We start from the raw sequence: 23,977 nt of genomic DNA, 5'->3' as shown, positions 1-23,977 counted from the left end.
TATTATTTAATCTTAAAATGGCACATCATCGTCTGGCGCACCGAAGGCATCTTGAGGTGAGGCTGTAAAATTATCTGATGGAAATGCATCATCGTTTGGAGCGGCATTCATTTTACTATGGAACTCTTGTCCAAAAGGTGTATCGAAATCGTCTAAATTATCAAACTTACCTAGGTGCCCAATAAATTTAAGTCTAATATTTTCTAATCCACCATTTCTATGTTTGGCTACAATAAACTCTCCTTGCCCAGCTGTTGGTGAATGCTCATCGTCATCCCATTCATCAATTTTATAATATTCTGGTCTATAAATAAACGATACAATATCTGCATCTTGCTCAATCGCCCCAGATTCACGGAGATCTGAAAGTAAAGGTCTTTTACTCCCGCCACGAGTTTCTACTGCACGCGATAATTGTGATAATGCGATTACGGGTACCATTAACTCTTTAGCCAATGCTTTTAAATTTCTAGAAATCATAGATATTTCCTGCTCTCGATTTCCGCCACTTCCCGCAGCTGTCATTAATTGCAAATAATCGATCATAATCATTTTTATGCCATGTTGCGATGAAAGACGTCTTGCTTTTGCACGCAAATCAAAAATGGATAGTGATGGTGTATCATCTATAAACAATGGTGCTTTTTCTAAATTCTTAACCTTTACATTTAGTTGTTCCCATTCGTGTTTTTCTAATTTACCGGTTCTTAATTTCTCTGATGACAATCCTGTTTCACTAGAAATTAAACGCGTAATCAATTGTACAGAGGCCATCTCTAAAGAGAAAAAAGCAACAGGAATATTAGAGTTCACAGCAATATTTCTTGCCATAGTAAGCGTTAATGCTGTTTTTCCCATACCTGGACGTGCAGCAACAATAATTAAATCACTAGGCTGCCATCCGGATGTTAGTTCATCTAATTTAGTAAAGCCAGTAGGAATACCACTCATTCCTTCTTGTTTCGAAATTTCTTCAATTTTCTTTTTGGCTTGAATTACTAAATCTTGAGCTGTTTCACTAGATTTTTTAATATTTCCTTGTGTTACTTCATATAACTTTGACTCTGCATGGTCTAACAAATCGAAAACATCCTTAGTTTCATCGTAAGCTTCTTCTATAATTTCACTTGAAATTTTTATTAAGCTTCGCTGAATAAATTTTTGCAGTATAATACGTGCATGGAATTCTATATGAGCAGAAGATGACACCTTTTGTGTTAAAGAAATAAGGTAAAAATCGCCACCTATAAAATCCAACTTAGCATTAGTCTTTAATTGATTAGAAACTGTAAGTAAATCAATAGGTTCACTCTCTTGAAACAACATAAAAATGGCTTCAAAAATATGCTGATGCGCATCTTTATAAAATGCATCTGGGCTTAAAATATCGATAACTTCATCTACGCCCTTTTTATCGATCATCATCGCTCCAAGAACAACCTCTTCTAAATCAATAGCTTGCGGCGGTATCTTTCCTTTCTCAAGATTGATTATGGTACTTTTATCGACTTTGAAGCCTGATACTTTTTGTGGTTGTTTCATACAACTAATGTAAATAAATAGTTTTGATTATTGCGAGTTATAAAGTTACACAATGTTCACATAAAATAAACATTTTAAATGTAGATAACTCTTTATTTTTGTTAATAAGCATAAAAAAAATCTGAAAGAACTACTTTCAGATTTTTATTCTTTAGGTATTACTACTGTTAGCCTTTGTATTCTCCCATTTGAGAATATTTATCCATTCGTTTTTCTACCAATTCTTTTGGTGATAAGTTTTTAAATTCATCGTAAGATTTTACAATCGCATCTCTAACTGTTGAAAATGTTTTCGCTCTATCGCTATGTGCTCCACCTAAAGGTTCCTTCACGATTTCATCGACCAACTTCATCTTTTTCATATCTTTAGCAGTAAGCTTTAGTGCTTCGGCAGCAGTTTCCTTAAATTCCCAACTTCTCCATAAAATAGAAGAACATGATTCTGGAGAAATTACAGAGTACCAAGTATTTTCTAACATTAATACCTTATCGCCAACACCTATTCCTAATGCACCACCAGAAGCACCTTCTCCAATTACCATTGTTATAATTGGTACTTTTAAACGGGTCATTTCTAAAATATTTCTAGCAATAGCCTCTCCTTGTCCGCGCTCTTCGGCCTCTAAACCAGGATATGCACCAGGAGTATCTAGAAGTGTTACTACAGGAATACCAAATTTTTCAGCAGATTTCATTAAACGCAATGCTTTACGATAACCTTCTGGGTTAGCCATTCCAAAATTTCTGTACTGACGCGTTTTGGTGTTATAGCCCTTTTGTTGCCCTATAAACATAAAACTTTGCGTTCCTATTTTACCTAAACCGCCAATCATAGCTTTATCGTCCTTGAAGTTTCGATCGCCATGTAACTCTAAGAAAGAATCGCCACATAATGCGTTGATATAATCTAAGGTATAAGGTCTATTAGGATGACGAGACATTTGTACGCGTTGCCAAGGCGTTAAGTTCTTATATATCTCTTTTTTGGTTTCTGTAAGCTTAGTTTCTATTTGCTTGCACGTTTGAGTAACGTCGACATCGCTTTCTTTACCAATGACTTGGCACTTTTGAAGTTGCTCTTCTAGTTCTTTTATTGGTAATTCAAATTCTAAATATTCCATAGGGAATTTATTATTTGTTTAATTTTTAGTTTGATGGACAAATATAAAAACTTTAATTGTTTTTATAACCTTAAGTCTATTTCCTTTTTAAGGTTTTTATGTTTTTTAATACTCCGTTTAGAATTACAACCCCTAAAATAATAACAGCCCCGTAATAAAATTGTGGTGACATTTTTTCTGATTCAGGAAACCAAAGTATAGCTAATACTATTCCATAAACGGGTTCTAAATTATACGTTAATACGACTGTATATGGACTGATTTGTTTCATGACATATACAGATGCTATAAAGGCATAAGTTGTACATACGGAAGCTAATATAAATAAATATAAAAAATCTTGAGACGTTATTTTAAAAAATTCTATTGAAAAACCATCTCCAAAAAACTGCATAAATATGGAGATAAAAATAACTCCACTTATGAATTCGTAAAATGATATTTTCGTTGCTGTATGAGTTTCTAAAAATTTTCCGTTTAGCACTGCAAATAATGCTGAAAAAAAAGCTGATGAGATTCCTAATAAGATGCCTTTAATATGCTGCATCTCACTTTGAGTTATTACATATACTCCTATTATTACTATAATTCCGAAAAGAATCTCATACCATATAATTTTGCGCTTGTATATAATAGGTTCTATAAAGGATGCAAAAAAAGCTCCTGTAGAAAACATTGCCAAAGCAATCGAAACGTTGGAAGCATCTATAGATCCAAAAAAAGTAATCCAATGCAGTGCAATAATAACTCCAGCGATAGATAGTTTAACAAGTGATTTTTTATTTATACTTACATCTACTTTTGCTACTTTAACGTAAACAGCTATTAAAATTGAAGCAATAAGCATTCTATACCAAACTAAAGCGACAGCTTCTATACTAATTAGTTTCCCTAAAATGGCTGTAAATCCAGCTATAAAAACTAGAAAATGTAAATGCAGATAATTCTTAAGCTTATCGTTTAGCATTGTATAATAATATTATAGCCAAGACACCAAATATAATATTAGAAAACCACACGGCTAATATTGGCGAAAAATCTGACTGTGAAGCCATTGTTCCAAATATTTTATCAAAGAAAACAAATACCATGGCAATGCAAATACCAAAAGCCAAATTAACTCCCATTCCGCCTCTTCGCTTTTTTGAAGATACTGACACAGCAATAATAGTAAGAATAAATACCGATACGGGTAAACTCCACTTTCTATATAATTCTAACTTATAGCGTCCAATATTTGAAGAGCCTCTTTTTTCTTCTCTTTCTATAAATTGCTTTAAATCCCCATACATTTTAGTCTCGGCAATGTAGGATTCTGGTGTTAAATCTTCTAAATCAAAAGTAAAAATTGTGTCTTTTTTTCTTTCAGACTCTAGGGTATCATTATGGGTACCGACACCTCTTTTAAAATAACTTCGGAGTCTATAGATACTATCTTCTTCTATATATTTAATACTATTTGCTTCAATCTTATAAGTCATTTTACCTTCCTCAAAATGTTCTAAGGTAAAATTATGGCCCATTTTTTTTTCAGAATCAAAACGACTGACATAAATAATATCATTATCGTTTATTTGTTTGAAAAGTTTTCCGTTTGCTGTAGCTTTCCTCCCTGAAAGATATTTATACTTAAAATCATTAAACCCTTTACTTGCATTTGGAGCCAAATACAAGCCTAGAATTATAGAAAACCCCGCAACCAGAGAAGCGCCTATTAAATAAGGTCTTAAAAACCTAGAAAAGGAAACCCCAGAACTTAAAAAGGCTATAACTTCTGTATTATTGGCTAATTTTGAAGTAAACCAAATAACCGATAAAAATAAAAACAACGGGAATAATAGATGTGCAAAATAAATCGTAAAATCTAACAAATACATCATAACCTCTCCAAAAGGCACTTCTTTTTCTAAAATTTTACCTATTTTTTCTGCAAGATGTACCGTTATTCCAATTGGAATAAACAGTAAAATCATCATTAAGAATGTTAGTAAATAACGTTTTAATATGTACCAGTCTAGTATTTTCAAAATTTATAGGCGATTATCCATTTGTTTTACCATCTTATCTTTCCAAACTCTAAAGTCTCCTGCTAATATATGCTTTCTTGCTTCTCGAACCAACCATAAATAAAAACCTAAATTATGAATCGTTGCGATTTGCTTTCCTAATAACTCATTTACCGTAAATAAATGGCGTAAATAAGCCTTGGAATATTCTGTATCTACAAAAGTAATCCCCATTTCATCTATTGGAGAAAAATCGTCACGCCACTTCAAGTTCTTTATGTTAATAGTACCATAAGCAGTAAACAACATGCCATTTCTAGCGTTACGAGTAGGCATAACACAATCGAACATATCGACTCCCAAAGCTATATTTTCAAGAATATTTATTGGTGTTCCCACTCCCATCAAATAACGTGGTTTATCTTCTGGAAGAATATCGGTAACGACCTCGGTCATTGCATACATTTCTTCTGCGGGTTCACCAACAGATAAACCTCCTATAGCATTTCCTTCTGCTCCAACTCCTGCAATATACTCTGCAGACTGCTGTCTTAAATCTTTATAAGTACTCCCTTGAACTATTGGAAAAAAAGCTTGAGAATAGCCATATTTAAAAGGGGTTTTCTCTAAATGGTTAATACATCTATTCAACCACCTATGGGTCATATGCATAGATCGCTTTGCGTAATTATAATCACAAGGGTAAGGTGTACATTCGTCAAAAGCCATAATAATATCGGCTCCAATACTCCTTTGTATTTCCATTACATTTTCTGGTGTAAATGTATGGTAACTCCCATCTATATGAGACTTAAATTTAACGCCCTCTTCTTTAATTTTTCTTCTAGCAGAAAGAGAATACACTTGGTAACCTCCTGAATCGGTTAAAATATTACGATCCCAATTCATAAATTTATGCAAACCACCAGCCTTCTCTAAAATTTCTGTTTGTGGTCTCAAATACAAATGGTATGTATTTCCCAAAATAATATCTGGGTTTATCTCCTCTCTTAGTTCCTTTTGATGTACTCCTTTAACAGAAGCAACGGTACCAACAGGCATAAATATAGGGGTTTCTATTACACCGTGGTCTGTTGTTACTACTCCTGCTCTTGCATTACTTTGCAAGTCCTTTGCTTTTAAATCGAATGTCATACCTTATAAAAAATATTCAGAACGCAAATATAATTAACAAAATGGCTTATAGTATTAAACATTTAATAATTTTTTAACTCCTCTAAAAACCAACTTAGTAAACTACTAAAAAAACAATTTCAATACATTTTCTATTAAATAATCGCAATTGTTAGCAAATCGTTTAAATTCGTTGATAAGTGAATCTCTATAATCGTTGTAAAAGGAGTTTAAAAAAGTTATTTTTGATCCCAAATAACATAACGCTAAAAAAATGGCAAACACACAACAATTAAAAGACATTACAACGCAAGTACGTAGAGACATTCTACGTATGGTTCATAAAGTGAATTCTGGTCACCCAGGAGGCTCATTAGGCTGTGCAGAATTTTTCGTATCCCTTTATAATGAAATAATGGATAGGAAAGAAGGTTTTGATATGGATGGTATTGGAGAAGATTTATTTTTCCTTTCTAATGGTCATATTTCTCCTGTATACTATAGTGTGCTTGCAAGAGCGGGGTATTTCCCTGTGGATGAATTAAACACCTTTAGATTAATTAATTCTAGACTGCAAGGCCATCCTACAACTCATGAAAACCTTCCTGGCATACGTATTGCCTCTGGATCTCTTGGGCAAGGAATGTCTGTTGCTTTAGGAGCCGCTCAAGCAAAAAAATTAAATAATTGCGAGCATTTAATCTATAGCCTACATGGTGATGGCGAATTACAAGAAGGCCAAAATTGGGAAGCCATAATGTATGCCGCAGCAAAAAAGGTAGATAACATTATTGCTACTATAGATTTAAACGGGCAGCAAATTGATGGTTCTACCGATACCGTTCTAGCAATGGGAAATGTAAAAAATAAGTTTGAAGCTTTTGGGTGGACTGTCATTGAAATAGAAAAAGGCAATGATATTGATGCGATTTTAAAAGGAATGGCTGAAGCAAAATCTAAAACAGGACAAGGTAAGCCCGTTTGTGTTTTACTAAAAACAGTTATGGGTAATGGCGTAGATTTTATGATGCATACACACGCCTGGCATGGTAAAGCTCCTAATGATGAACAATTAGCCATAGGCTTAGCTCAAAACTCGGAGACCTTAGGAGATTACTAACTCAATTTTAGATTTACAAATTACGATTTTAAACTTATGAAAACATATACAAACACAGGAAGTAAAGATACCCGTTCGGGTTTTGGTGACGGATTAACAGAGCTAGGAAGAACAAATCCTAATGTTGTTGCGTTATGCGCCGATTTAATTGGCTCTTTAAAAATGGATCAGTTTATAAAAGAAAACCCAGAACGCTTTTTTCAAATAGGAATTGCAGAAGCCAATATGATGGGAATTGCTGCTGGTCTTACCATTGGAGGGAAAATCCCTTTCACAGGTACTTTTGCTAATTTTTCAACAGGACGTGTTTATGACCAAATTAGACAAAGCATAGCCTACTCTGGTAAAAATGTTAAAATTTGTGCTTCTCATGCGGGTTTAACTCTTGGTGAAGATGGTGCTACACATCAAATATTAGAAGACATTGGGTTAATGAAAATGTTACCAGGTATGGTGGTTATAAATCCGTGTGATTACAACCAGACTAAAGCTGCAACCATTGCCATTGCTGATTATGACGGCCCTGTGTATTTGCGTTTTGGAAGACCTAAAGTAGCCAACTTTACTCCAGAAAACCAAACTTTTGAAATAGGTAAAGCCGTTCATTTAGTTGAAGGTAACGATGTCACTATTGTAGCCACAGGCCATCTAGTATGGGAAGCTCTTGAAGCTGCCAAAGCCTTAAATGAAAAAGGAATTTCGGCAGAAGTCATTAATATTCACACCATAAAACCATTAGATGCCAAAGCGATCATTGATTCTGTTAGTAAAACAAAATGTATTGTTACCGCAGAAGAGCATAATCATTTAGGAGGCCTAGGAGAAAGTGTTGCAAGAGTATTAGCAACCCACAAACCAACCCCACAAGAATTTATAGCAACTAACGATACTTTTGGGGAATCTGGGACTCCTGCTCAGCTTATGGAGAAGTATGGACTTAATAGTGAGGCCATTATAAAATCTTGTGAAAATGTTATAAAAAGAAAATAATTTATTAACTTGTTGGTTGTAAAAGCTATAAATCATTTAAAACCAACAATTATGAAAAAATTATTTTCAATTCTATTCATTGCAGTCATGACCGCATCTTCTTTTGCTCAAAGTGAAAGTGGGTTTGGTATTAAAGCAGGTATTAATTACAATTCAAATGGAGATTATAAAGATGCCATAACCGATGCTTCAGAGGATCCAGATGCAACCATAGGATACCATGTAGGCGTATTTTTTAAACTAGGAGGTAAATTATACCTCAGACCTGAAATTGTTTACACGAGTACCGAAAGTGAGTATGAAACAATTGGAGATTTCAAAATGCAAAAACTAGATGTTCCTGTTCTGGTTGGCGTTCGATTTTTTAAATTTCTTAATGTTTTTGCAGGGCCATCGTTGCAATACATTATAGAGACTGAAGTAGGAGGCGTTACGTTTGAAAACGTTGATGATGACTACTCTATAGGTCTAAATATTGGTGTTGGCGTAAGCTTTAGTAAGTTTGGTATCGATTTAAGATACGAACGTGGCTTCGATGAAAATGAAATCGAAACCATTACTGATAATATAGACATTGATAGTGGTAAATTAGATACTAGACCAGAACAGCTTATATTGAGTTTTTCTTACGCATTTTAATTTATTACTCGTAACAAAATAATGTTACAAAAGAAAATAAAAAAGGTAGTGGTTTAATAGCACTATCTTTTTTGTTTTTATATATTTCCCATTACATTCTGTCATTAAAATAACGAAATAGCAAGGTATAAAAAAGGGCAACTTATACAAGCTGCCCTTTTTATTTTTATGGTTAATACCGTGCTATATTAAAGCTTAGTTTAATTAGAATAATCAATAGTTATAGTACTTTCCAAGTAATCGTGAACGCCATTATTATCGGAATCTATCAATGTTACAGTATGTACAGTAAATGTATTATCAATGTCTACCAAAACCTCATTTGGTAATAACACATGAGCTTCTGCCTCTGCTAGTGTTGCGTAGCTATAACTATTCTTAATGATTTCATCCTTTGTTGGAACACCATCATCATCATCATCACTATCTATATAATTCACTATCAAATCGCCATCGGTATCATCTCCTAAACCATCCCCTGTGTTTGATAAATCCTCTAAATGAGACGGTATTCCGTCTAAATCATAATCGGTATTACTTCTTGAAATAACTCTCAAAGTAAAAAATAATGGTGAATATTCTGGTATATCACTATTTGGAGGAAAGGCAAAATACCCTAATCCAGATGGGATAAACACCGCACCAATACCATGGTTATGGTATATTATGGAACCATCTGCATTTAAAGTGAAATCTGTAGAGGTTTTAAATTCTAAAATCCCTTCTCTAAATCCATCAACAACTCCACCTTGAGACCCTACAGTAGTTAAATTAAAAGATTGGTTAACTGTAACTGCGCTATCAAAAGAAGTCCCATCAGGTGGTACTGTCCCATTGTAAAGCACTCCAACTTTATCCAAAGCATGGATTGTTTCTCCTAAACCTTCTCTTACATTCAAAAAATACAATTTATAATCTATACCATTTTGAGTAATAATTTTACTTTCTACTTGATCTATTAAAGGTATTTTGTCGCTGGTATCTATTCCGGAACCATTATTTGAAGATATGACATCAAAAATAACTTTAAACTCATCATTTACAGCTCCGTATGGGTTTGTTTCATCGAATTCTTCGTAGTTATAATAATGAGTCGATAAGTACTCTTCAATTTCTAAAATATTCTCATCATACACCTCTTGTGCATCTCTAGGTGGTGGCGCTTGAAAACCATCATCATCCTTTTTACAAGAAAATGACACCAATGTTATTGATAAAATTGTGAAAGTAAGTTTTCTTAAGTTCATTATTGCGTATTTTTGGGTGCAAGATAAGTTTAAATATAATTTTGCACAATATCATTAACGTAGATTTTAGATTATTTATATGCGTATAGACAAGTATTTATGGTGTGTAAGACATTACAAAACAAGAAGTATAGCTACAACAGCTTGCAAGAAAGGACACGTAAAAGTTAACGGACAAGTTGTTAAGCCCAGTAGAGAGATTTTTGCCACAGATAAAATTGAACTTAGAAAAGACCAAGTAAACTATAGTTTAACCGTTTTAGACCTCCCTCCTAATCGAGTTGGAGCTAAGCTGGTAGATCTATATAGAGTGGACACAACTCCTAAATCGGCTTTTGAGGCACAGGAACTCCTTAAACTAGCTAAAGATCATTATAGAAAAAAAGGAACTGGACGTCCTACCAAAAAAGACAGAAGAGATATTGATGATATTTATAAGGAAAATGAATCTTAAAAGCTGTTTTATTGTTTTTCAGTTTTTATATTTGAATAAAATAATTTTAATATGACCACATTAGAAAATAGAATTTTATCTCATGATCAAATAAATCATAAGATTACTCGCATAGCTTATCAAATTTATGAAAGTAATGTAAATGAATCTGAAATTATATTGGCAGGAATAGATCGCAACGGTTATATATTAGCAAAAAAGTTAAAAAATGTTTTAACTAAAATCTCACCTATAAAACCTACCCTTTGCAAGGTGTTAATAGACAAGAAAAACCCTAGAACATCTATACAAACGTCTATTAAAACCGAAGCTTATACTGATAAGTCTGTTATTCTCATAGACGACGTCCTTAATTCTGGAACCACTTTAATTTATGGTGTAAGGCATTTTTTAGATGTCCCATTAAAGCAATTTAAAACAGCTGTTTTAGTCAATAGGAATCATAAAAAATACCCTATAAAAGCAGACTTTAAAGGAATTTCCTTATCTACTTCGTTAAATGAACATATCGATGTTATTTTAGAAGGCAATAATTATGAAGCTTATTTAAAATAATTTAAGTAAAATATTCTCAATGATTGTATCGCTGTTAGCATTTGCATCGATTATTAATTCTGCTTCATTATAAAAATTAGCCCGTTCGAACAAATGCTTTCCTATAAATTCTGCGAGTAACGCATCGGTTGTAATATGAGCTATTAAAGGACGTTTAGCCTTTTCGCTTTTTAATCGCCTTGTTAATTCTGGAACAGAAACTCTTAAATATACTGTTTTAATAGAAGCATTCTGGTTTAACAAAGTCATCGTATTATAATAACATGGCGTTCCTCCTCCTAAAGAAATGATTGTGCGTTTTTTATTATTTAACAAGCTTTTTAAATGTTTCTGCTCTACCTTTCTAAAATAGAGCTCTCCTTTTTGCTTAAACAGGTCTTTTATTGTTTTTTTTTCTTGAGATTCAATAAAATCGTCTAAATCTATATGCTCATACTTTAAGGTAGTTGCCATTTTTTTTCCAATAAAAGACTTCCCCGAAGCCATATATCCTAAAAGTACTATATTCATTTTTAAGTTATTAATTTGATTATTAAAAACATAGCTAACACAAGTGCAAAAAAACAAAAAAAACTTTAAAATAGTATTGTGATATTAATAAAAGCTTTTATATTTGCACCCGCATTAGAGAAACAAATAATGCTAACAAAATAATGACCTGGTAGCTCAGTTGGTAGAGCATCTCCCTTTTAAGGAGAGGGTCCTGGGTTCGAGCCCCAGCCCGGTCACTAAAAAAGTTAAGCATTTGCTTAACTTTTTTTTTACCTTGCATTTTATTAAAATGCGCACGTGGCGGAATTGGTAGACGCGCTGGCTTGAGGGGCCAGTGACCGTTTTTGGTCGTNTTGCTTAACTTTTTTTTTACCTTGCATTTTATTAAAATGCGCACGTGGCGGAATTGGTAGACGCGCTGGCTTGAGGGGCCAGTGACCGTTTTTGGTTGTGGAAGTTCGAATCTTCTCGTGCGCACAAAAAAGATTTAAGTTTTTATTTTTTTTATCCATAAAAGCTTTTATATTTGCAGCCCGTTAAGGAAAAACAAATAATGACCTGGTAGCTCAGTTGGTAGAGCATCTCCCTTTTAAGGAGAGGGTCCTGGGTTCGAGCCCCAGCCCGGTCACTAAAAAGTTAAGCATTTGCTTAACTTTTTTTTCACCTTATTTTTAGCCAAGGTAAGGCTCAAAACCAATAGTTGTGTTAAATCCTTTACACTTTGAAAGAATCCCGCTAAATATCACTTTAAGTTTAACTCTTATAAAAAAACTAGCCTTAAATATAGATTAATGCTATATAATTAATGGCTTAGCATATTAGATGTTACCGCTGTTTTTTGAATATTTGCCCCTTTTAAATGATAACTTAATGACACGCTTTGCGCACCTCCCGTCTCAAAAAACTTAATAACAATTGAATGTTTCCCTTTTTCTAATGCGATTTGCTTAGATTGTTCTTTAGCTCCATGAAATCCGTCGTTATCTATAAGTTCTGTTCCTCCAATAGCCATTGTACTACCATCGTCTGATGTTAAATAAAAATGATATATCCCTGTTTCTGGCACTTCAATATATCCTTTAAATTGTAATGCAAAATGATCTTCACGTGCATATTCTGGAACCGCAATAATTGGTTGTATATCTTCTCGCTTTTCATCTTTTACGCGTATATCCTTAACAGATGTATATTCATTTTCAAAATACTCTACTGCTATCCCTGGTATACTTTTAATAGATACTGGTTTTCTATACGTTTGCTTTTCGTATGTAATATCGTATACAGCAGCCCGTTTTTCCCCTTTAAAAGTAGCCACCTTAAAATGTGTAGCGCTTTCAATAGGAATCTTATTTTTATACAAATTTGATATTCGTGTAGGCAGAGTACCATCTGTAGTATATCTAATTTCGTCTATTATACTTGGTTTTATAAGTACCAATGAATCGGTATCTATAAATACAGTATGTGTTTCTAGATTAGGGAGGTCTGGTAATCTAAAATTTACATTCATAACATCCAAACGCTTATATATTTTATCCATTCGGTTCATAAATGCTTTTTCATTTTTTTGCTTGGTCCAAGCAACTTCTGCTAATGCCATCATACGCGGCATCGCCATATACTCTAAACGAGCTGGAGTCGGAATGTATTCACTCCACAAGTTGGCTTGCACCCCTATAATTTGCTTTTCGTACATTCCTTTTATTGCCTCTGGAATTGGGTCGAATGAATAAACATGACTTAAACTTTCATTATTAGGCTCATAATCAAAATAACAATGAGAAGTAGGGGTCATTATCACATCGTGTCCATTCTTTGTGGCTTCAACGGGCGCTTGAGGCACCCAATTTCTCCAAAACATAATGGTTGTACTCGAATTAATTCCGCCGTCTAAAGCTTCATCCCAACCTATCATCTGCTTTCCTTTGCTATTTAAAAACGTTTCTACACGTTTTACAAAATAACTTTGAAGTGCTTCTATTGTTTCTAGTCCTTCTTCTTTCATTAATTCTTGGCACGCCGCACTTGTTTCCCAAGTTGCCTTCTCGACTTCATCTGCTCCAATGTGAATGTAATCGCCAGGGAAAAGCTCTACAACTTCAGACAGTACATTTTCAATAAATTCATATACAGATTCTTTACATGGACACAAAGGTATTGAGAATGTTTCTCCCCAACCGGCTCCATCTACACAAGATAGTTCCTTAAAAGAATCTATGGCAGCTTTCATATGCCCAGGCATATCTATTTCTGGTACGATGGTAATTCCTCTGTTCGAAGCATAATCAATCACTGCTTTCATCTCTTCTTGGGTATAATAGCCTCCATATACTTCACGGCCTTCTATCTCCTTAAAAAAGGCCTTAGGAAGTTCAAAATCTGGATTGGTCTTTGCATTTTCAATAACGACTAAATCATGATTATTCATAGTGCGCCAGGCTCCCTTTTCAGTGAGTTCTGGGTATTTTTTAATTTGAAGCCTCCAGCCTTGATCGTCTGTAAGATGGATATGGAATCTATTAAATTTAAACAACACTAAATAATCAATAAATGTTTTTAAATATTCTACCGAAAAAAAATGCCGTGATACATCCATTTGCATACCTCTATATTTAAAACGTGGGGTATCGTTTATAGCGACAGCAGGAATATTCCATTGTCTCTTTTCTGGAGCTATACTTTCAATCTCCTTGGGTAATAACTGACGCATACTTTGAATTCCATACAATAAGCCAGATGCAGCATTTGCGCTAATAGTTATTCCTTTTGTTGTTATCTCCAGTGAATACGCTTCTTCCCCACCTTTAAATGTCGGGTCTAAATTCAAAAAAACTGTATTTTCAGCTTTTACTCCTTTGGCTTTGGACATAACAAAACCTGCGGAATGCTCAAACATTTTAGAGAGATAATCGGCTAAAAAAAGTAGCTCTTTTGAGTCCTGAGAACGGATTATTTTAGTGTTTTTATTAAATACAAAATCACCAGTTCCTGGTGTTAATTGTTGAGGAAAAGGGACTATAACATAACGTTCCATATCATTCTTGTCCTCAATATGAGTACATGAAATTACAAGACACAGCAAAAACAGATTATATTTTAAAATTATTTTAGTTTTTAAAATCATAGGATTGCTTTAAGGATTATAAATCATTTAATTATATATATTCACTGAGTTTAACTCATATCCCTAAAATACAAAAAAAGCCACTTGCTCTGCAAATAGCTTTCTCTATTACTTTTCTTTGTCGTTGCTAACAAATGCTTTCTCTTTCCACTACTAAACTTAGCATAATAGCAGCGATACGTGGTAACTTAACGGAGAGCATATTATTTTAAAAAAACTACCTTAATTTTACTTAAAGTAGCTTCTTTATTATTTTGTTTTCTTACTCTTACCGCCACTAGCAAATGCTAGCGGTAGCTGTGACGTAAACTAGCACTAGCAGGGAAGATATTTCTAATAGAATTTTAACTATTCAAAAACTACCTGATACCGATAGAGAACATATTCTTTTTACTATTGATGTCATGATTAGAGATGCCAAAGCTAGACTAGTTTATTCTTAATTTTGCTACCACAAAGGCTTTAATACTACATTAGGAACTTCTTTATTGTTTTCCTCATAAATTGCATAACTGCTATTTTTCCAATCTCGTTCGTGATATACTAATTCTGATGCTACTGGATTATAGTGTATATAATTTACACGTTGCTCTATTTTTTTATGGTTGTCTAATATTACTGGATGAAAGCCATCTTTCCAAACTTTATAATTTGCGCCTTTTTTAATTCGCTTTGCTGCATAAGCAAATTTTGCTAAAAGCCATTCTCTGCGACTTTCTGGATATTCTTTTATCGCTTTTATAAACTCTTTGGAGGTATGCTTTTTAAAATCTCTTATAATGTCCTGTAATTCGTTATCGTAAGAACTTATTATCATATGTATGTGGCTACTCATATACACGTAAGTATGTACATTTAAACCTTTATGCTCTATACAATAGTTTAAAGAATCGTCTAATATTTTAAAATAAATTGGACGTATAAATAGATCTACCCAATCTATAATGGTTATCGTTACAAATGTGGGTTCTGCGCTGTCTATTACTTTGTAGCGTTGTGACATAGCTTAAAGATAACAAAGGTATTGCAAATACTAAAGTAAATTAGACACGCTTTATAAAAGCGCGCCAGTTACACAGATGCCGCACGAGTGGGAGTGCACCAGAGTAATATTATTAATATTTATATTTTTCATTTCATTTTTTAAATCTCTATAATTTACCTCAAATCCTTTTATAAAATAAGCATTATAAATAGATATCTTTTCTTTTTCATTCTTACTATTTTTTTGTGTAAGAAAGAAAAATCCTTCAGCAGGAAAAATCAATAATTTAAAATCATTTATATTATCATTACTTAATGGCTCTATCAAAGCCTTACCTAACTCATCAATTAAATCATTTTGGGCTAATAAAGGTTTTGAAATTAAAAATATGAGAAGAAAAATATAAATTTTCATTTTCTCATAAAGTTCTAATAATTATTAATAAAACAGAAATTAAAATCATAGAAATAACATAATTAATAGATATATCTTCTAAATATTCTTTGTATGTTTTTTCTTTAAAAAGAATACACCTAATAAAAGCTCCTGGATAGTTTAATAAATACCCTAATAAAATCTTAATTAAAATGTTCATTTCTTTAATTATGAATATTATTAATATTATTCTTCACAGTTTCTTTTATCAAAGTTTCTGAAACAAAATCAAATATTGCAGAACCTGATTTTACAGGAAAAGGAACAACATCTATAGCATCATTAATTGTTTCCTTAGATTCTTCAAATGTTTGATTATCTATTAAAGGCTTTGAAACATAATCCCATTGTTCATCAAACTCTCTATAATCTGCGCTGTCTATTACTTTGTAGCGTTGTGACATAGTTAAAGATACATAAGCTAGTGCGCTTTTGCAAAGCGTAATTATTGTTTTTTTAATGCATTGCAAATACTAAAGTAAATTAGACACGCTTTATAAAAGCGCGCCAGTTACACAGATGCCGCACGAGTGGGGGTAGGTGTTACAAATGCTGCACCAGTGGATCATTAATGTTATTAATCTTTACTTTGCTCACTCTTACCGCCACTAGTAAACACTAGCGGTAGCGGGGCTTTCTATTTGTGCTGGACTATTTTACTAGTACTTGATTGTTAATTTTTAAATAATATTTTCCTGTATAAGGATCTTTTATTGGGGTTATATTAGCATCTGTATTCTTCTCTATTTGAGTTGTTTTTTTAGTTCCTAAATCAAATAAAACGACCTTATCTCCATTGCTTGTACAAATAATAATTTTATCATCAAATAATGATACTTGTTCATCAAAGTTCAAACTACTGTTAACCAAAATCTCTGACCACAATTCTTTACCATACTCATTATAACAACTAATATTTATAGTGTTTTTAGTTGAATCAACTCCAATCAATATCAATGAACTATCCTTTTTGAATAATTGATATATATCATAACTCAAGTTTTTTTCCCAAGCAAACTGACCTTTTTGTTTAGAAATACTAACTATGCCATTTTTTCTATAATTCAGTATTATATTTTCTTCAAAATTTAATATGTTCATTTGCTTAGCTACTCGCTCTTGTTTTTTACTTACTAAGCTATTATTTTTCCAAAGTATTTCGGGGTTCTCATTTTTCTTGATTTTTAAGCTATATAAAAGAAGTGTATCATTTAATTCTCTACTCAATGTAACCTGACTTTCCAATGGAAACGATATACTATTCCTATCAAAATTCATTGTTTCCATATTCTGTTCTATATGTAGTACAATATTTGGTAGAGTATTGAAAACTAACCCTCCAAATATATCTTTATAATAAAAGCCTATATCATCATAAAAAATAAGCTCGTTTGGCAAAGGCGTAAATCCAGAAATTTCATGTACAGATATAAGTTTTTCATTCCATTTTTTATCATTTATGTCATATGAATAATAATGTTCGTATGAAAGAGGACTAAATACATATAAGGTAGTACCGTCACAAGAAAAATCCACATACCTATAATCCTCTACTGGACTTTCTAATTTAGCAATTAATTTGTTTCGTTTTATATCTAATATATAGAGAAAAACTCCATCATTTTTCTTTTTGGTTTCAATCCCAACTTTAGGTACAGTTCTAAAAATCAGTAAACCTTTATTCACTTTTACATCACTGATAAGCTCCGTATGTGTTATAAAGTCTGATAAATTTATATTTTGAAAATCATCAAAATTTAGATTACTTATAACTGATTCGTGTTTTTCACTTGTGCAAGTGGCGAAAACTAACACAAATGTAGCTAAGAAAAAAACAATAAAAACACCTCTAATTGTTCTCTTTATTATATTGCTTGACCTCTTCATTTGCTCGATTAATTTCTGTTTGTTGCTCTTTTGTTAATGGCACTCCTGTTTCCTGCTGATGTCTTTCAGGGTATAGCATATGCATAGGGATATTATATCTTCCATCTTCACCATATCTACTTTTTGAATCTGTTAAGTCAGTATCAAATTTTGAAAAATCTGGAAAGAAATGTCCTCCTAGAGCAGAAGGATCACCAAGTGTTTTTCTAGCCAAAATATTTGCAGCTTTCAATGAAAAAGTACCATCATATCTTGAATAAACATCAAATGCTACATTCCTTTGTTCATTAGTAACAAAATCAGAATCCCAATTATACCAATCAGTTACTTCCTCTCCTCCAAATAGAATCTTATTATATTGCTTAACAGCAAAACCAGCTATTTCCAAGTTCAATTCTTTCATCATAGTTCCAAATGCTGGAGCTAAACTACCAGAAGTTGCACCTTCTTGAAACGTATCCGAAAGTTCATCTACCAAATAAGAAGCCCCTGTTGCCCATCTTGAACCAAAACCTCTTTCGTCTACTTGACCTTGAGCCCAATGATAATAATCTCTTACAATATTAAAAGAATACTTATCCTCTTGTACCCAAACAGCATCACGTACAGCTTGCTGAGAATATGATTTGAATAAGTTGTTTGCTTCATTTTTAGTAATAAAAGTCATAGCTTCTTGCCAACGATGAGTCTTTTCAACTCTATCGTTAGTAAACCAGATACCATTTTTGCCATCTAAATTTTCTAAAGTTAATGCAGATTCTCCTGTATGCATTTTATAGGCAGTGAATGACTCGTATTCTTCTGCGCCTTCTAACTCCCTATATGCTATAACCTTATTGCCACTAAAAGAATAAGGCGAATAATGAGCATACTCTCTAGTTAATGGATCAACCGCAAAGAACCTACCCACACGAGGATCATGCATTCTAAACTTATAGTTTATACTATTCCCTTCCCCTTTAATCTCATTATCCATTTCTTGACCTTGGAAGCCATAGCGATAGTCGCTACTGTTGCCGTGGCGATTGGGTAGAAGCATCCCGAAGGGATAATAATCGGTAAACATAGAAGGCGCATTATTTGCTTTGGTTACTACAGCCCTAACATTCCCTAAATGATCTGTTAACGGGTAATTGGTCGCTCCATTTTTATAATTTAAGCAACTCATCTATAGTTGTTCTTACTTTTTCACTATTCCAATTTGCAGCTCCAGATTTATCTATAACGATGTTTCCTTGACGGTCTATTAAAAAAGTCCTTGGTATACTTCTGCTTTTAAATGTTTCTGGCGTCTCCCCCAATGGAGAATAAACCTTAAATGTGTAACCTTTTTTATCTAGAAATTTGGAGACAATCGCTTTATTTTCATTAGACACAAAAACGAAATCTATTTTATCTTTATAATCATTATACAATGCTTCTATAGAAGGCATTTCAGCTATACATGGTGGACACCAAGTCGCCCAAAGGTTTACAAATACCACCTTATGTTTTACATTTTCAAAATTAAAAGTAGCGCCATTTACATCTTGTAGTTTCCAATTATAGCTACTTATTTCTTCCATATCATCAGTTACTTCTATATCTGGGCTAAAAAGCGCCAACCCTTTATGTAATAAAACTTGAATAGGCAAACGTGTTTGTGGAATTATAAGTACCACTATAATAATAAGAAATAGTATATTTTTTAAGGTTCCTTTTTTTTTATTTTTCATATTATAATATCAACAAAACTAATGAAGCGTCATTTTACAATATGTAAAATGACGCTTCAAATTTAATAAAAACAAATTTATTATCGCGTTACAGAACCTGTTGGTAAAGACTCTAGGTCTTGTAACATATCATAAGTTGTTGGAGCTGTTTCATTTCCTGCTTCTCCATTTAATGGTTTCATTGCGTATGGTGCTGGAGAATTATCTGGAAAAGGCTCTATCGTTATAACAGCTGTAAGTCCTCTTACATCTAAAGGAAACATTACACCCTCTGGAGCTTCTAATAAGAAATCTTCGCCAGGAATTGGTGGGCCATCATTATTTTCTAAGCCACTAAACATATTAGAATCGTCAACCTCCGTAAATCCTGTAAATGTCCCTGTAGAGACTGGTATCCCATTACTAATTACCCATCCTTCATATTTCCATCCTTCCGCCAATGTAGGCAAATTCAAGCCTGCTGAAGGCGGTCCTACGGCTTCTGGAGTTCCAAACCATATTCCGTATTCATCATTCATATTATTTGCTGCTCCTGGGACTTCATCTGTTGGTGTTCTTAAGAAAAATTTCCCTGAAGCATCCATAAAATCATTTGCATCTATTGTTACTGGTGCAATCCATACAACGGCACCATCACCATCAAAATCACCTGCTAATACTTTTGTTGCTGCTGGTAACGGATCTGGATCGTCTGCTGGTTCTATAGTCAAAACAAATGTTGTAGCTGAGGCTAATTGTTCGGTATCTACTTGAAATGTTTGAGGAAAAGTTACTGATGAAAACCTCCCTGTTGAAACTGCGCTTCCATCGACTATAACCCATCCCTCATATACGAAATCATCGCCTAAAGCGGTTAAACCGTTAATATTAACTTCTAATGGAGAAGTTGTTGGTTCTGGTGTTGACGTATTATCGTCATCACTACTACAAGAAGTGGCAAACAAACCTAATGCCAAAGCTCCTAAAATCATTTTTTTAATCATTGCTTTTATTTTTTTAGTTCATAAACTATATACAAACAAATTTATAGCAAGGATTACAACTAAAATGTTAGCCAGCTAACATTAGGCTATTTTTTTTAATATCCTTATTTCTTTTCTATTGAAATTAAGATAGTTTTCTTCCTTTAGTTCATTTAAAAGAATGTTTAATGTGGGCCTAGAAGTACCTATTAAGGAGGCGATATCACTTTGAGTATATGGATGGTGGATAATATGATCGCCTGTTTCTTCACAATTATACCCATATTCTGTACAAAGCTCGTCTAGAAACTCTATTAGTCTTGTTTTTGTATCTTTAAACATTAACAATTGAAGTCTCCGTTCCAGCTTCTTAAATTTAAACCCAATAAACTTATACACCTTAAAACTAAAGGTTTGATTATCGCGCATTAAATTATGCATAGTTTCCACTCCTATGGGACATATAGATGTTTTATTATCTAAAGATTGTGCAAATTCATCGCGTTTAGCTTCTCCTAAAATTGCTTTTTCTCCAAATAATTGTCCGCTTGATAAAATTGCTTTTACTACTTCATCTCCCTTTTCACTATAATACCCTATTTTAACTTTCCCTTTTTCTATAAGGAATATCTTATTTGAGGAATCTTCTTCAAAATATATATAATCTTTCTTCTTGTAAGCGTCAAATTCATGAGTGCTTTTATAGGATTTAAACTTATGAGGGCATAAAATTTTAAAAAGGTTAACATCTTCAAAAAACCAAATTGAATTCATTTTGAGTACGTTTATTTTTAGATTAATATTTAAATATAGTCTATATTCAATATAAATACTTACTTAAAGTACGTAAAAAACACCCCTGTAGACTATGAATGCTTTATGTTTTTAACACTAAAACACCTAAAATTAAAGTTTTAAATTAAGTTTCATCTTATCTTATTCTTAGATAAAAAAGCATTAGCAATCTTACATAGAATTTTACTCATAAGGCAAGACAATACTTATTAAAAAAAGCTAAACGACATTGCCATCATTTAGCCTTTAATTATAAATCAAATTCTTAAATAATCTATATAGGTTATTTAAAACTGTGTATAAATCTTTAAAATTTCACGCACTATAATGCGTTCTCTTTTTTAATTAAATTTAACGCCGATCCTTCATTATACCAATCTATTTGAGATGTATTGTATGTATGATTTAGCATAATTATATCCTTACTTTTATCGTTATGCACAATTTCTAATGTTAATTGTTTTTCTGGTGAAAATGCATCTAAATCTATAAAGTTAAAAGTATCATCTTCTTGAATTAAATCGTAATCACTTTCATTTGCGAAGGTCAAGCCTAACAGGCCTTGCTTTTTAAGATTGGTTTCATGAATTCTCGCAAAAGATTTTACGATTACTGCTGCGACCCCCAAATGTCTTGGCTCCATAGCGGCATGCTCTCTTGAAGATCCTTCTCCATAATTATGATCTCCTACAACGACTGTTCTTACGCCTGCTGCTTTATATGCTCTTGCGGTATCTGGGACTCCTCCATATTCTCCTGTTAATTGATTTTTAACAAAATTAGTTTTTTTACCAAAGGCATTTACCGCACCTATTAAACAATTGTTGGATATATTATCCAAATGGCCTCTGTAACGTAACCAAGGTCCTGCCATAGAAATGTGGTCTGTTGTGCATTTTCCAAAAGCTTTTATTAACAACTTAGCACCTTTTATATGACTGCCTATTGGCGTAAATGGTGTTAATAATTGCAACCGCTCTGAAGTAGGGTTAACGACTACTTTTATATGGCTTCCGTCTGCCTCTGGAGCTAGATATCCATTATCTTTTACCTCAAAGCCTTTGGGCGGTAACTCCCAACCTCTAGGCTCATCAAACATAACTTCTTCCCCTTCCTCGTTAATTAATGTATCTCTTAACGGGTTAAAATCTAATCGTCCAGAAATAGCTATAGCAGCTGTTATTTCTGGCGAAGCAACAAAGGCATGTGTGTTAGGGTTTCCATCGGCTCTTTTAGCAAAATTTCTATTAAAAGAATGAACTATACTATTTTTTGGAGCATTTTTAGGATCGCTATATCTAGCCCATTGCCCTATACAAGGCCCACATGCATTTGTAAAAATTTTAGCGTTTAATTTTTCAAATATCCCAAGAATACCATCTCTATCGGCTGTATATCTTACTTTTTCAGAGCCTGGATTAATCCCTAGCTCTGCTTTCATTTTTAATCCTTTATCTATTGCTTGTTGGGCTATTGATGATGCGCGCGATAAATCTTCATAAGAAGAATTTGTACAAGAGCCTATTAAACCCCAATCTACATTTATTGGCCAATCATTGTCCTTTGCTTTTTGGGTCATTACACTTCCAACTGGTGTCGACAAATCTGGTGTAAACGGCCCATTTAACAATGGGGTTAATTCAGATAGATTTATTTCTATCACTTGGTCGAAATACTGCTCTGGATTTGCATATACTTCTGTATCTGCTGTTAAGTATGCTTTAATTTTATTTGCTTCATTAGCGACTTCTTCTCTACCTGTAGCTCTAAGGTAGCGTTCCATAGATTCATCGTATCCAAAAGTAGATGTTGTTGCGCCTATTTCTGCTCCCATATTACAAATAGTTCCTTTCCCTGTACATGACATTGCTATAGCGCCAGGGCCAAAATACTCTACTATAGCGCCTGTACCTCCTTTTACCGTAAGAATTTCAGCAACTTTTAAAATAACATCTTTTGGTGCTGTCCAACCCGATAATTGACCTGTTAATTTTACGCCTATTAATTTAGGAAATTTCAATTCCCATGCCATTCCGGCCATAACATCAACAGCATCGGCACCACCAACTCCTACTGCGACCATTCCTAAGCCTCCTGCATTTACTGTATGAGAATCTGTTCCAATCATCATACCTCCTGGAAAGGCATAATTTTCTAAAACAACTTGATGAATAATTCCTGCACCTGGTTTCCAAAAGCCAATCCCATATTTATTAGATACTGATTCTAAAAAATCGAACACCTCACTACTAATATCATTTGCCGTTTTTAAATCTCTTGCGGCACCATCTTTTGCTTGAATTAAGTGATCACAATGCACTGTTGTGGGAACTGCAACTTTATTTTTTCCTGCTTGCATAAATTGCAATAATGCCATTTGCGCTGTTGCGTCTTGGCAAGCGATACGGTCTGGAGCAAAATTTACATAATCTTTACCTCTTTCGAAAGCCTTATCTGGCGTGCCGTCCCATAAATGAGTATATAAAATTTTCTCTGCTAAGGTAAGTGGTTTCCCTGTAATTTTACGAGCAACTTCCACGCGTTCAACCACTTTAGAATACACCTCTTTAATCATTTCAATATCAAAAGCCATAAATTATTATTTATTATTTTTTTGTTACACTACTAATTTAGCAAAAAAAATAATGTTTAAAACCGCTTGTCTATATTATAAAATAATACCCGTATTTAGCTTTTCTATTTAATCTTTTCATAAATATTAGTTATAAAAAAAGCCCGAGTAACATACTCGGGCTCTATATTAAATGATAACA

General features: G+C 33.2%; 22 protein-coding genes and 3 tRNA genes. 8 read left to right on the top strand and 17 right to left on the bottom strand.

Going from position 1 to position 23,977, the window contains the following annotated elements; all coding sequences use genetic code 11:
* Positions 1 to 12 precede the first annotated feature (12 nt).
* From dnaB to tgt, 5 genes are all read right to left on the bottom strand, one after another.
* Positions 13 to 1,542, bottom strand: a complete 1,530-nt coding sequence (dnaB, locus tag AC2D8I_RS05970; RefSeq protein WP_484705076.1) for a replicative DNA helicase — start codon at positions 1,540 to 1,542, stop codon at positions 13 to 15.
* Between the two features lie 167 nt (positions 1,543 to 1,709).
* A complete protein-coding gene (locus AC2D8I_RS05965) occupies positions 1,710 to 2,663 on the bottom strand; it encodes an acetyl-CoA carboxylase carboxyltransferase subunit alpha (RefSeq protein WP_484705075.1) in 954 nt (317 codons plus the stop codon).
* Between the two features lie 76 nt (positions 2,664 to 2,739).
* Complete coding sequence (locus AC2D8I_RS05960; protein ID WP_484705074.1) at positions 2,740 to 3,630, bottom strand: DMT family transporter; 891 nt, start codon at positions 3,628 to 3,630, stop codon at positions 2,740 to 2,742.
* Complete coding sequence (locus tag AC2D8I_RS05955) at positions 3,617 to 4,690, bottom strand: LptF/LptG family permease (RefSeq protein WP_484705073.1); 1,074 nt, start codon at positions 4,688 to 4,690, stop codon at positions 3,617 to 3,619. Before AC2D8I_RS05955 ends, AC2D8I_RS05960 begins: the two co-directional genes overlap by 14 nt.
* 3 nt (positions 4,691 to 4,693) lie before the next feature.
* Positions 4,694 to 5,824 (bottom strand): tRNA guanosine(34) transglycosylase Tgt, encoded by a 1,131-nt coding sequence (tgt, locus tag AC2D8I_RS05950; RefSeq protein WP_484705072.1) that lies wholly within the window; start codon positions 5,822 to 5,824, stop codon positions 4,694 to 4,696.
* A 253-nt stretch (positions 5,825 to 6,077) separates the two neighbouring features.
* Between tgt and AC2D8I_RS05945 the strand changes: the two genes are divergently transcribed.
* From AC2D8I_RS05945 to AC2D8I_RS05935, 3 genes are read left to right on the top strand one after another with little or no spacing between them, the layout of a single operon-like run.
* Entirely contained in the window at positions 6,078 to 6,923 is an 846-nt protein-coding gene (locus AC2D8I_RS05945) for a transketolase (RefSeq protein WP_484705071.1), read from the top strand.
* 36 nt (positions 6,924 to 6,959) lie between these two features.
* Positions 6,960 to 7,913 (top strand): transketolase family protein, encoded by a 954-nt coding sequence (locus AC2D8I_RS05940; protein ID WP_484705070.1) that lies wholly within the window; start codon positions 6,960 to 6,962, stop codon positions 7,911 to 7,913.
* A gap of 51 nt (positions 7,914 to 7,964) precedes the next feature.
* Positions 7,965 to 8,552: a porin family protein gene (locus AC2D8I_RS05935; protein ID WP_484705069.1), complete on the top strand. Its 588-nt coding sequence runs from the start codon at positions 7,965 to 7,967 to the stop codon at positions 8,550 to 8,552.
* 200 nt (positions 8,553 to 8,752) lie between these two features.
* Here AC2D8I_RS05935 and AC2D8I_RS05930 read toward each other — a convergent pair whose 3' ends face one another.
* Positions 8,753 to 9,799 (bottom strand): FKBP-type peptidyl-prolyl cis-trans isomerase, encoded by a 1,047-nt coding sequence (locus AC2D8I_RS05930; RefSeq protein ID WP_484705068.1) that lies wholly within the window; start codon positions 9,797 to 9,799, stop codon positions 8,753 to 8,755.
* Positions 9,800 to 9,878: 79 nt separating this feature from the next.
* Between AC2D8I_RS05930 and AC2D8I_RS05925 the strand changes: the two genes are divergently transcribed.
* Complete coding sequence (locus AC2D8I_RS05925) at positions 9,879 to 10,253, top strand: RNA-binding S4 domain-containing protein (RefSeq protein WP_484705067.1); 375 nt, start codon at positions 9,879 to 9,881, stop codon at positions 10,251 to 10,253.
* Positions 10,254 to 10,304: 51 nt separating this feature from the next.
* Positions 10,305 to 10,808 carry a phosphoribosyltransferase family protein gene (locus tag AC2D8I_RS05920; RefSeq protein WP_484705066.1) on the top strand — a complete coding sequence of 168 codons (504 nt, stop codon included), beginning with the start codon at positions 10,305 to 10,307 and terminating at the stop codon, positions 10,806 to 10,808.
* Here AC2D8I_RS05920 and AC2D8I_RS05915 read toward each other — a convergent pair.
* Entirely contained in the window at positions 10,800 to 11,318 is a 519-nt protein-coding gene (locus AC2D8I_RS05915; RefSeq protein WP_484705065.1) for a shikimate kinase, read from the bottom strand. The genes AC2D8I_RS05920 and AC2D8I_RS05915 overlap by 9 nt on opposite strands.
* 145 nt (positions 11,319 to 11,463) lie before the next feature.
* On the opposite strand from AC2D8I_RS05915, the gene AC2D8I_RS05910 reads away from it, so the two are divergent.
* From AC2D8I_RS05910 to AC2D8I_RS05900, 3 genes are all read left to right on the top strand, one after another.
* Positions 11,464 to 11,536 (top strand) — tRNA-Lys (locus tag AC2D8I_RS05910).
* Positions 11,537 to 11,691: 155 nt separating this feature from the next.
* A tRNA-Leu gene (locus AC2D8I_RS05905) sits at positions 11,692 to 11,777 on the top strand.
* 78 nt (positions 11,778 to 11,855) lie between these two features.
* A tRNA-Lys gene (locus tag AC2D8I_RS05900) sits at positions 11,856 to 11,928 on the top strand.
* 174 nt (positions 11,929 to 12,102) lie between these two features.
* Here the strand turns inward: AC2D8I_RS05900 and AC2D8I_RS05895 are convergent.
* The 10 genes from AC2D8I_RS05895 to AC2D8I_RS05850 form a co-directional block, all read right to left on the bottom strand.
* Positions 12,103 to 14,424, bottom strand: a complete 2,322-nt coding sequence (locus tag AC2D8I_RS05895) for a family 20 glycosylhydrolase (protein WP_484705064.1) — start codon at positions 14,422 to 14,424, stop codon at positions 12,103 to 12,105.
* A 448-nt stretch (positions 14,425 to 14,872) separates the two neighbouring features.
* Positions 14,873 to 15,427 (bottom strand): transposase, encoded by a 555-nt coding sequence (locus AC2D8I_RS05890; RefSeq protein WP_484705063.1) that lies wholly within the window; start codon positions 15,425 to 15,427, stop codon positions 14,873 to 14,875.
* A 51-nt stretch (positions 15,428 to 15,478) separates the two neighbouring features.
* Positions 15,479 to 15,823 carry a hypothetical protein gene (locus AC2D8I_RS05885; RefSeq protein WP_484705062.1) on the bottom strand — a complete coding sequence of 115 codons (345 nt, stop codon included), beginning with the start codon at positions 15,821 to 15,823 and terminating at the stop codon, positions 15,479 to 15,481.
* 185 nt (positions 15,824 to 16,008) lie between these two features.
* On the bottom strand, positions 16,009 to 16,248 hold the full coding sequence (locus AC2D8I_RS05880; RefSeq protein ID WP_484705061.1) for a hypothetical protein: 240 nt from the start codon (positions 16,246 to 16,248) through the stop codon (positions 16,009 to 16,011).
* Positions 16,249 to 16,495: 247 nt separating this feature from the next.
* Positions 16,496 to 17,731, bottom strand: coding sequence for a hypothetical protein (locus tag AC2D8I_RS05875; RefSeq protein WP_484705060.1), 1,236 nt, complete (start codon positions 17,729 to 17,731; stop codon positions 16,496 to 16,498).
* The gene (locus AC2D8I_RS05870) at positions 17,694 to 18,899 is read right to left on the bottom strand and encodes an RHS repeat domain-containing protein (protein WP_484705059.1); all 1,206 of its coding nucleotides are present in this window, start codon (positions 18,897 to 18,899) and stop codon (positions 17,694 to 17,696) included. The genes AC2D8I_RS05875 and AC2D8I_RS05870 overlap by 38 nt, the downstream gene beginning before the upstream one ends.
* Positions 18,880 to 19,446: a TlpA family protein disulfide reductase gene (locus AC2D8I_RS05865; RefSeq protein WP_484705058.1), complete on the bottom strand. Its 567-nt coding sequence runs from the start codon at positions 19,444 to 19,446 to the stop codon at positions 18,880 to 18,882. Before AC2D8I_RS05865 ends, AC2D8I_RS05870 begins: the two co-directional genes overlap by 20 nt.
* Positions 19,447 to 19,526: 80 nt before the next feature.
* On the bottom strand, positions 19,527 to 20,429 hold the full coding sequence (locus AC2D8I_RS05860; protein WP_484705057.1) for an anti-sigma factor: 903 nt from the start codon (positions 20,427 to 20,429) through the stop codon (positions 19,527 to 19,529).
* A gap of 81 nt (positions 20,430 to 20,510) precedes the next feature.
* Positions 20,511 to 21,182, bottom strand: a complete 672-nt coding sequence (locus tag AC2D8I_RS05855) for a Crp/Fnr family transcriptional regulator (protein ID WP_484705056.1) — start codon at positions 21,180 to 21,182, stop codon at positions 20,511 to 20,513.
* Between the two features lie 343 nt (positions 21,183 to 21,525).
* Positions 21,526 to 23,796 (bottom strand): aconitate hydratase, encoded by a 2,271-nt coding sequence (locus tag AC2D8I_RS05850; protein ID WP_484705055.1) that lies wholly within the window; start codon positions 23,794 to 23,796, stop codon positions 21,526 to 21,528.
* Positions 23,797 to 23,977: the final 181 nt, after the last annotated feature.

This window comes from Lacinutrix sp. YIN62 (assembly GCF_057219185.1).
Note: the sequence above shows the minus strand (reverse complement) of the source record. Positions and strands in the feature narration are given on the sequence as shown.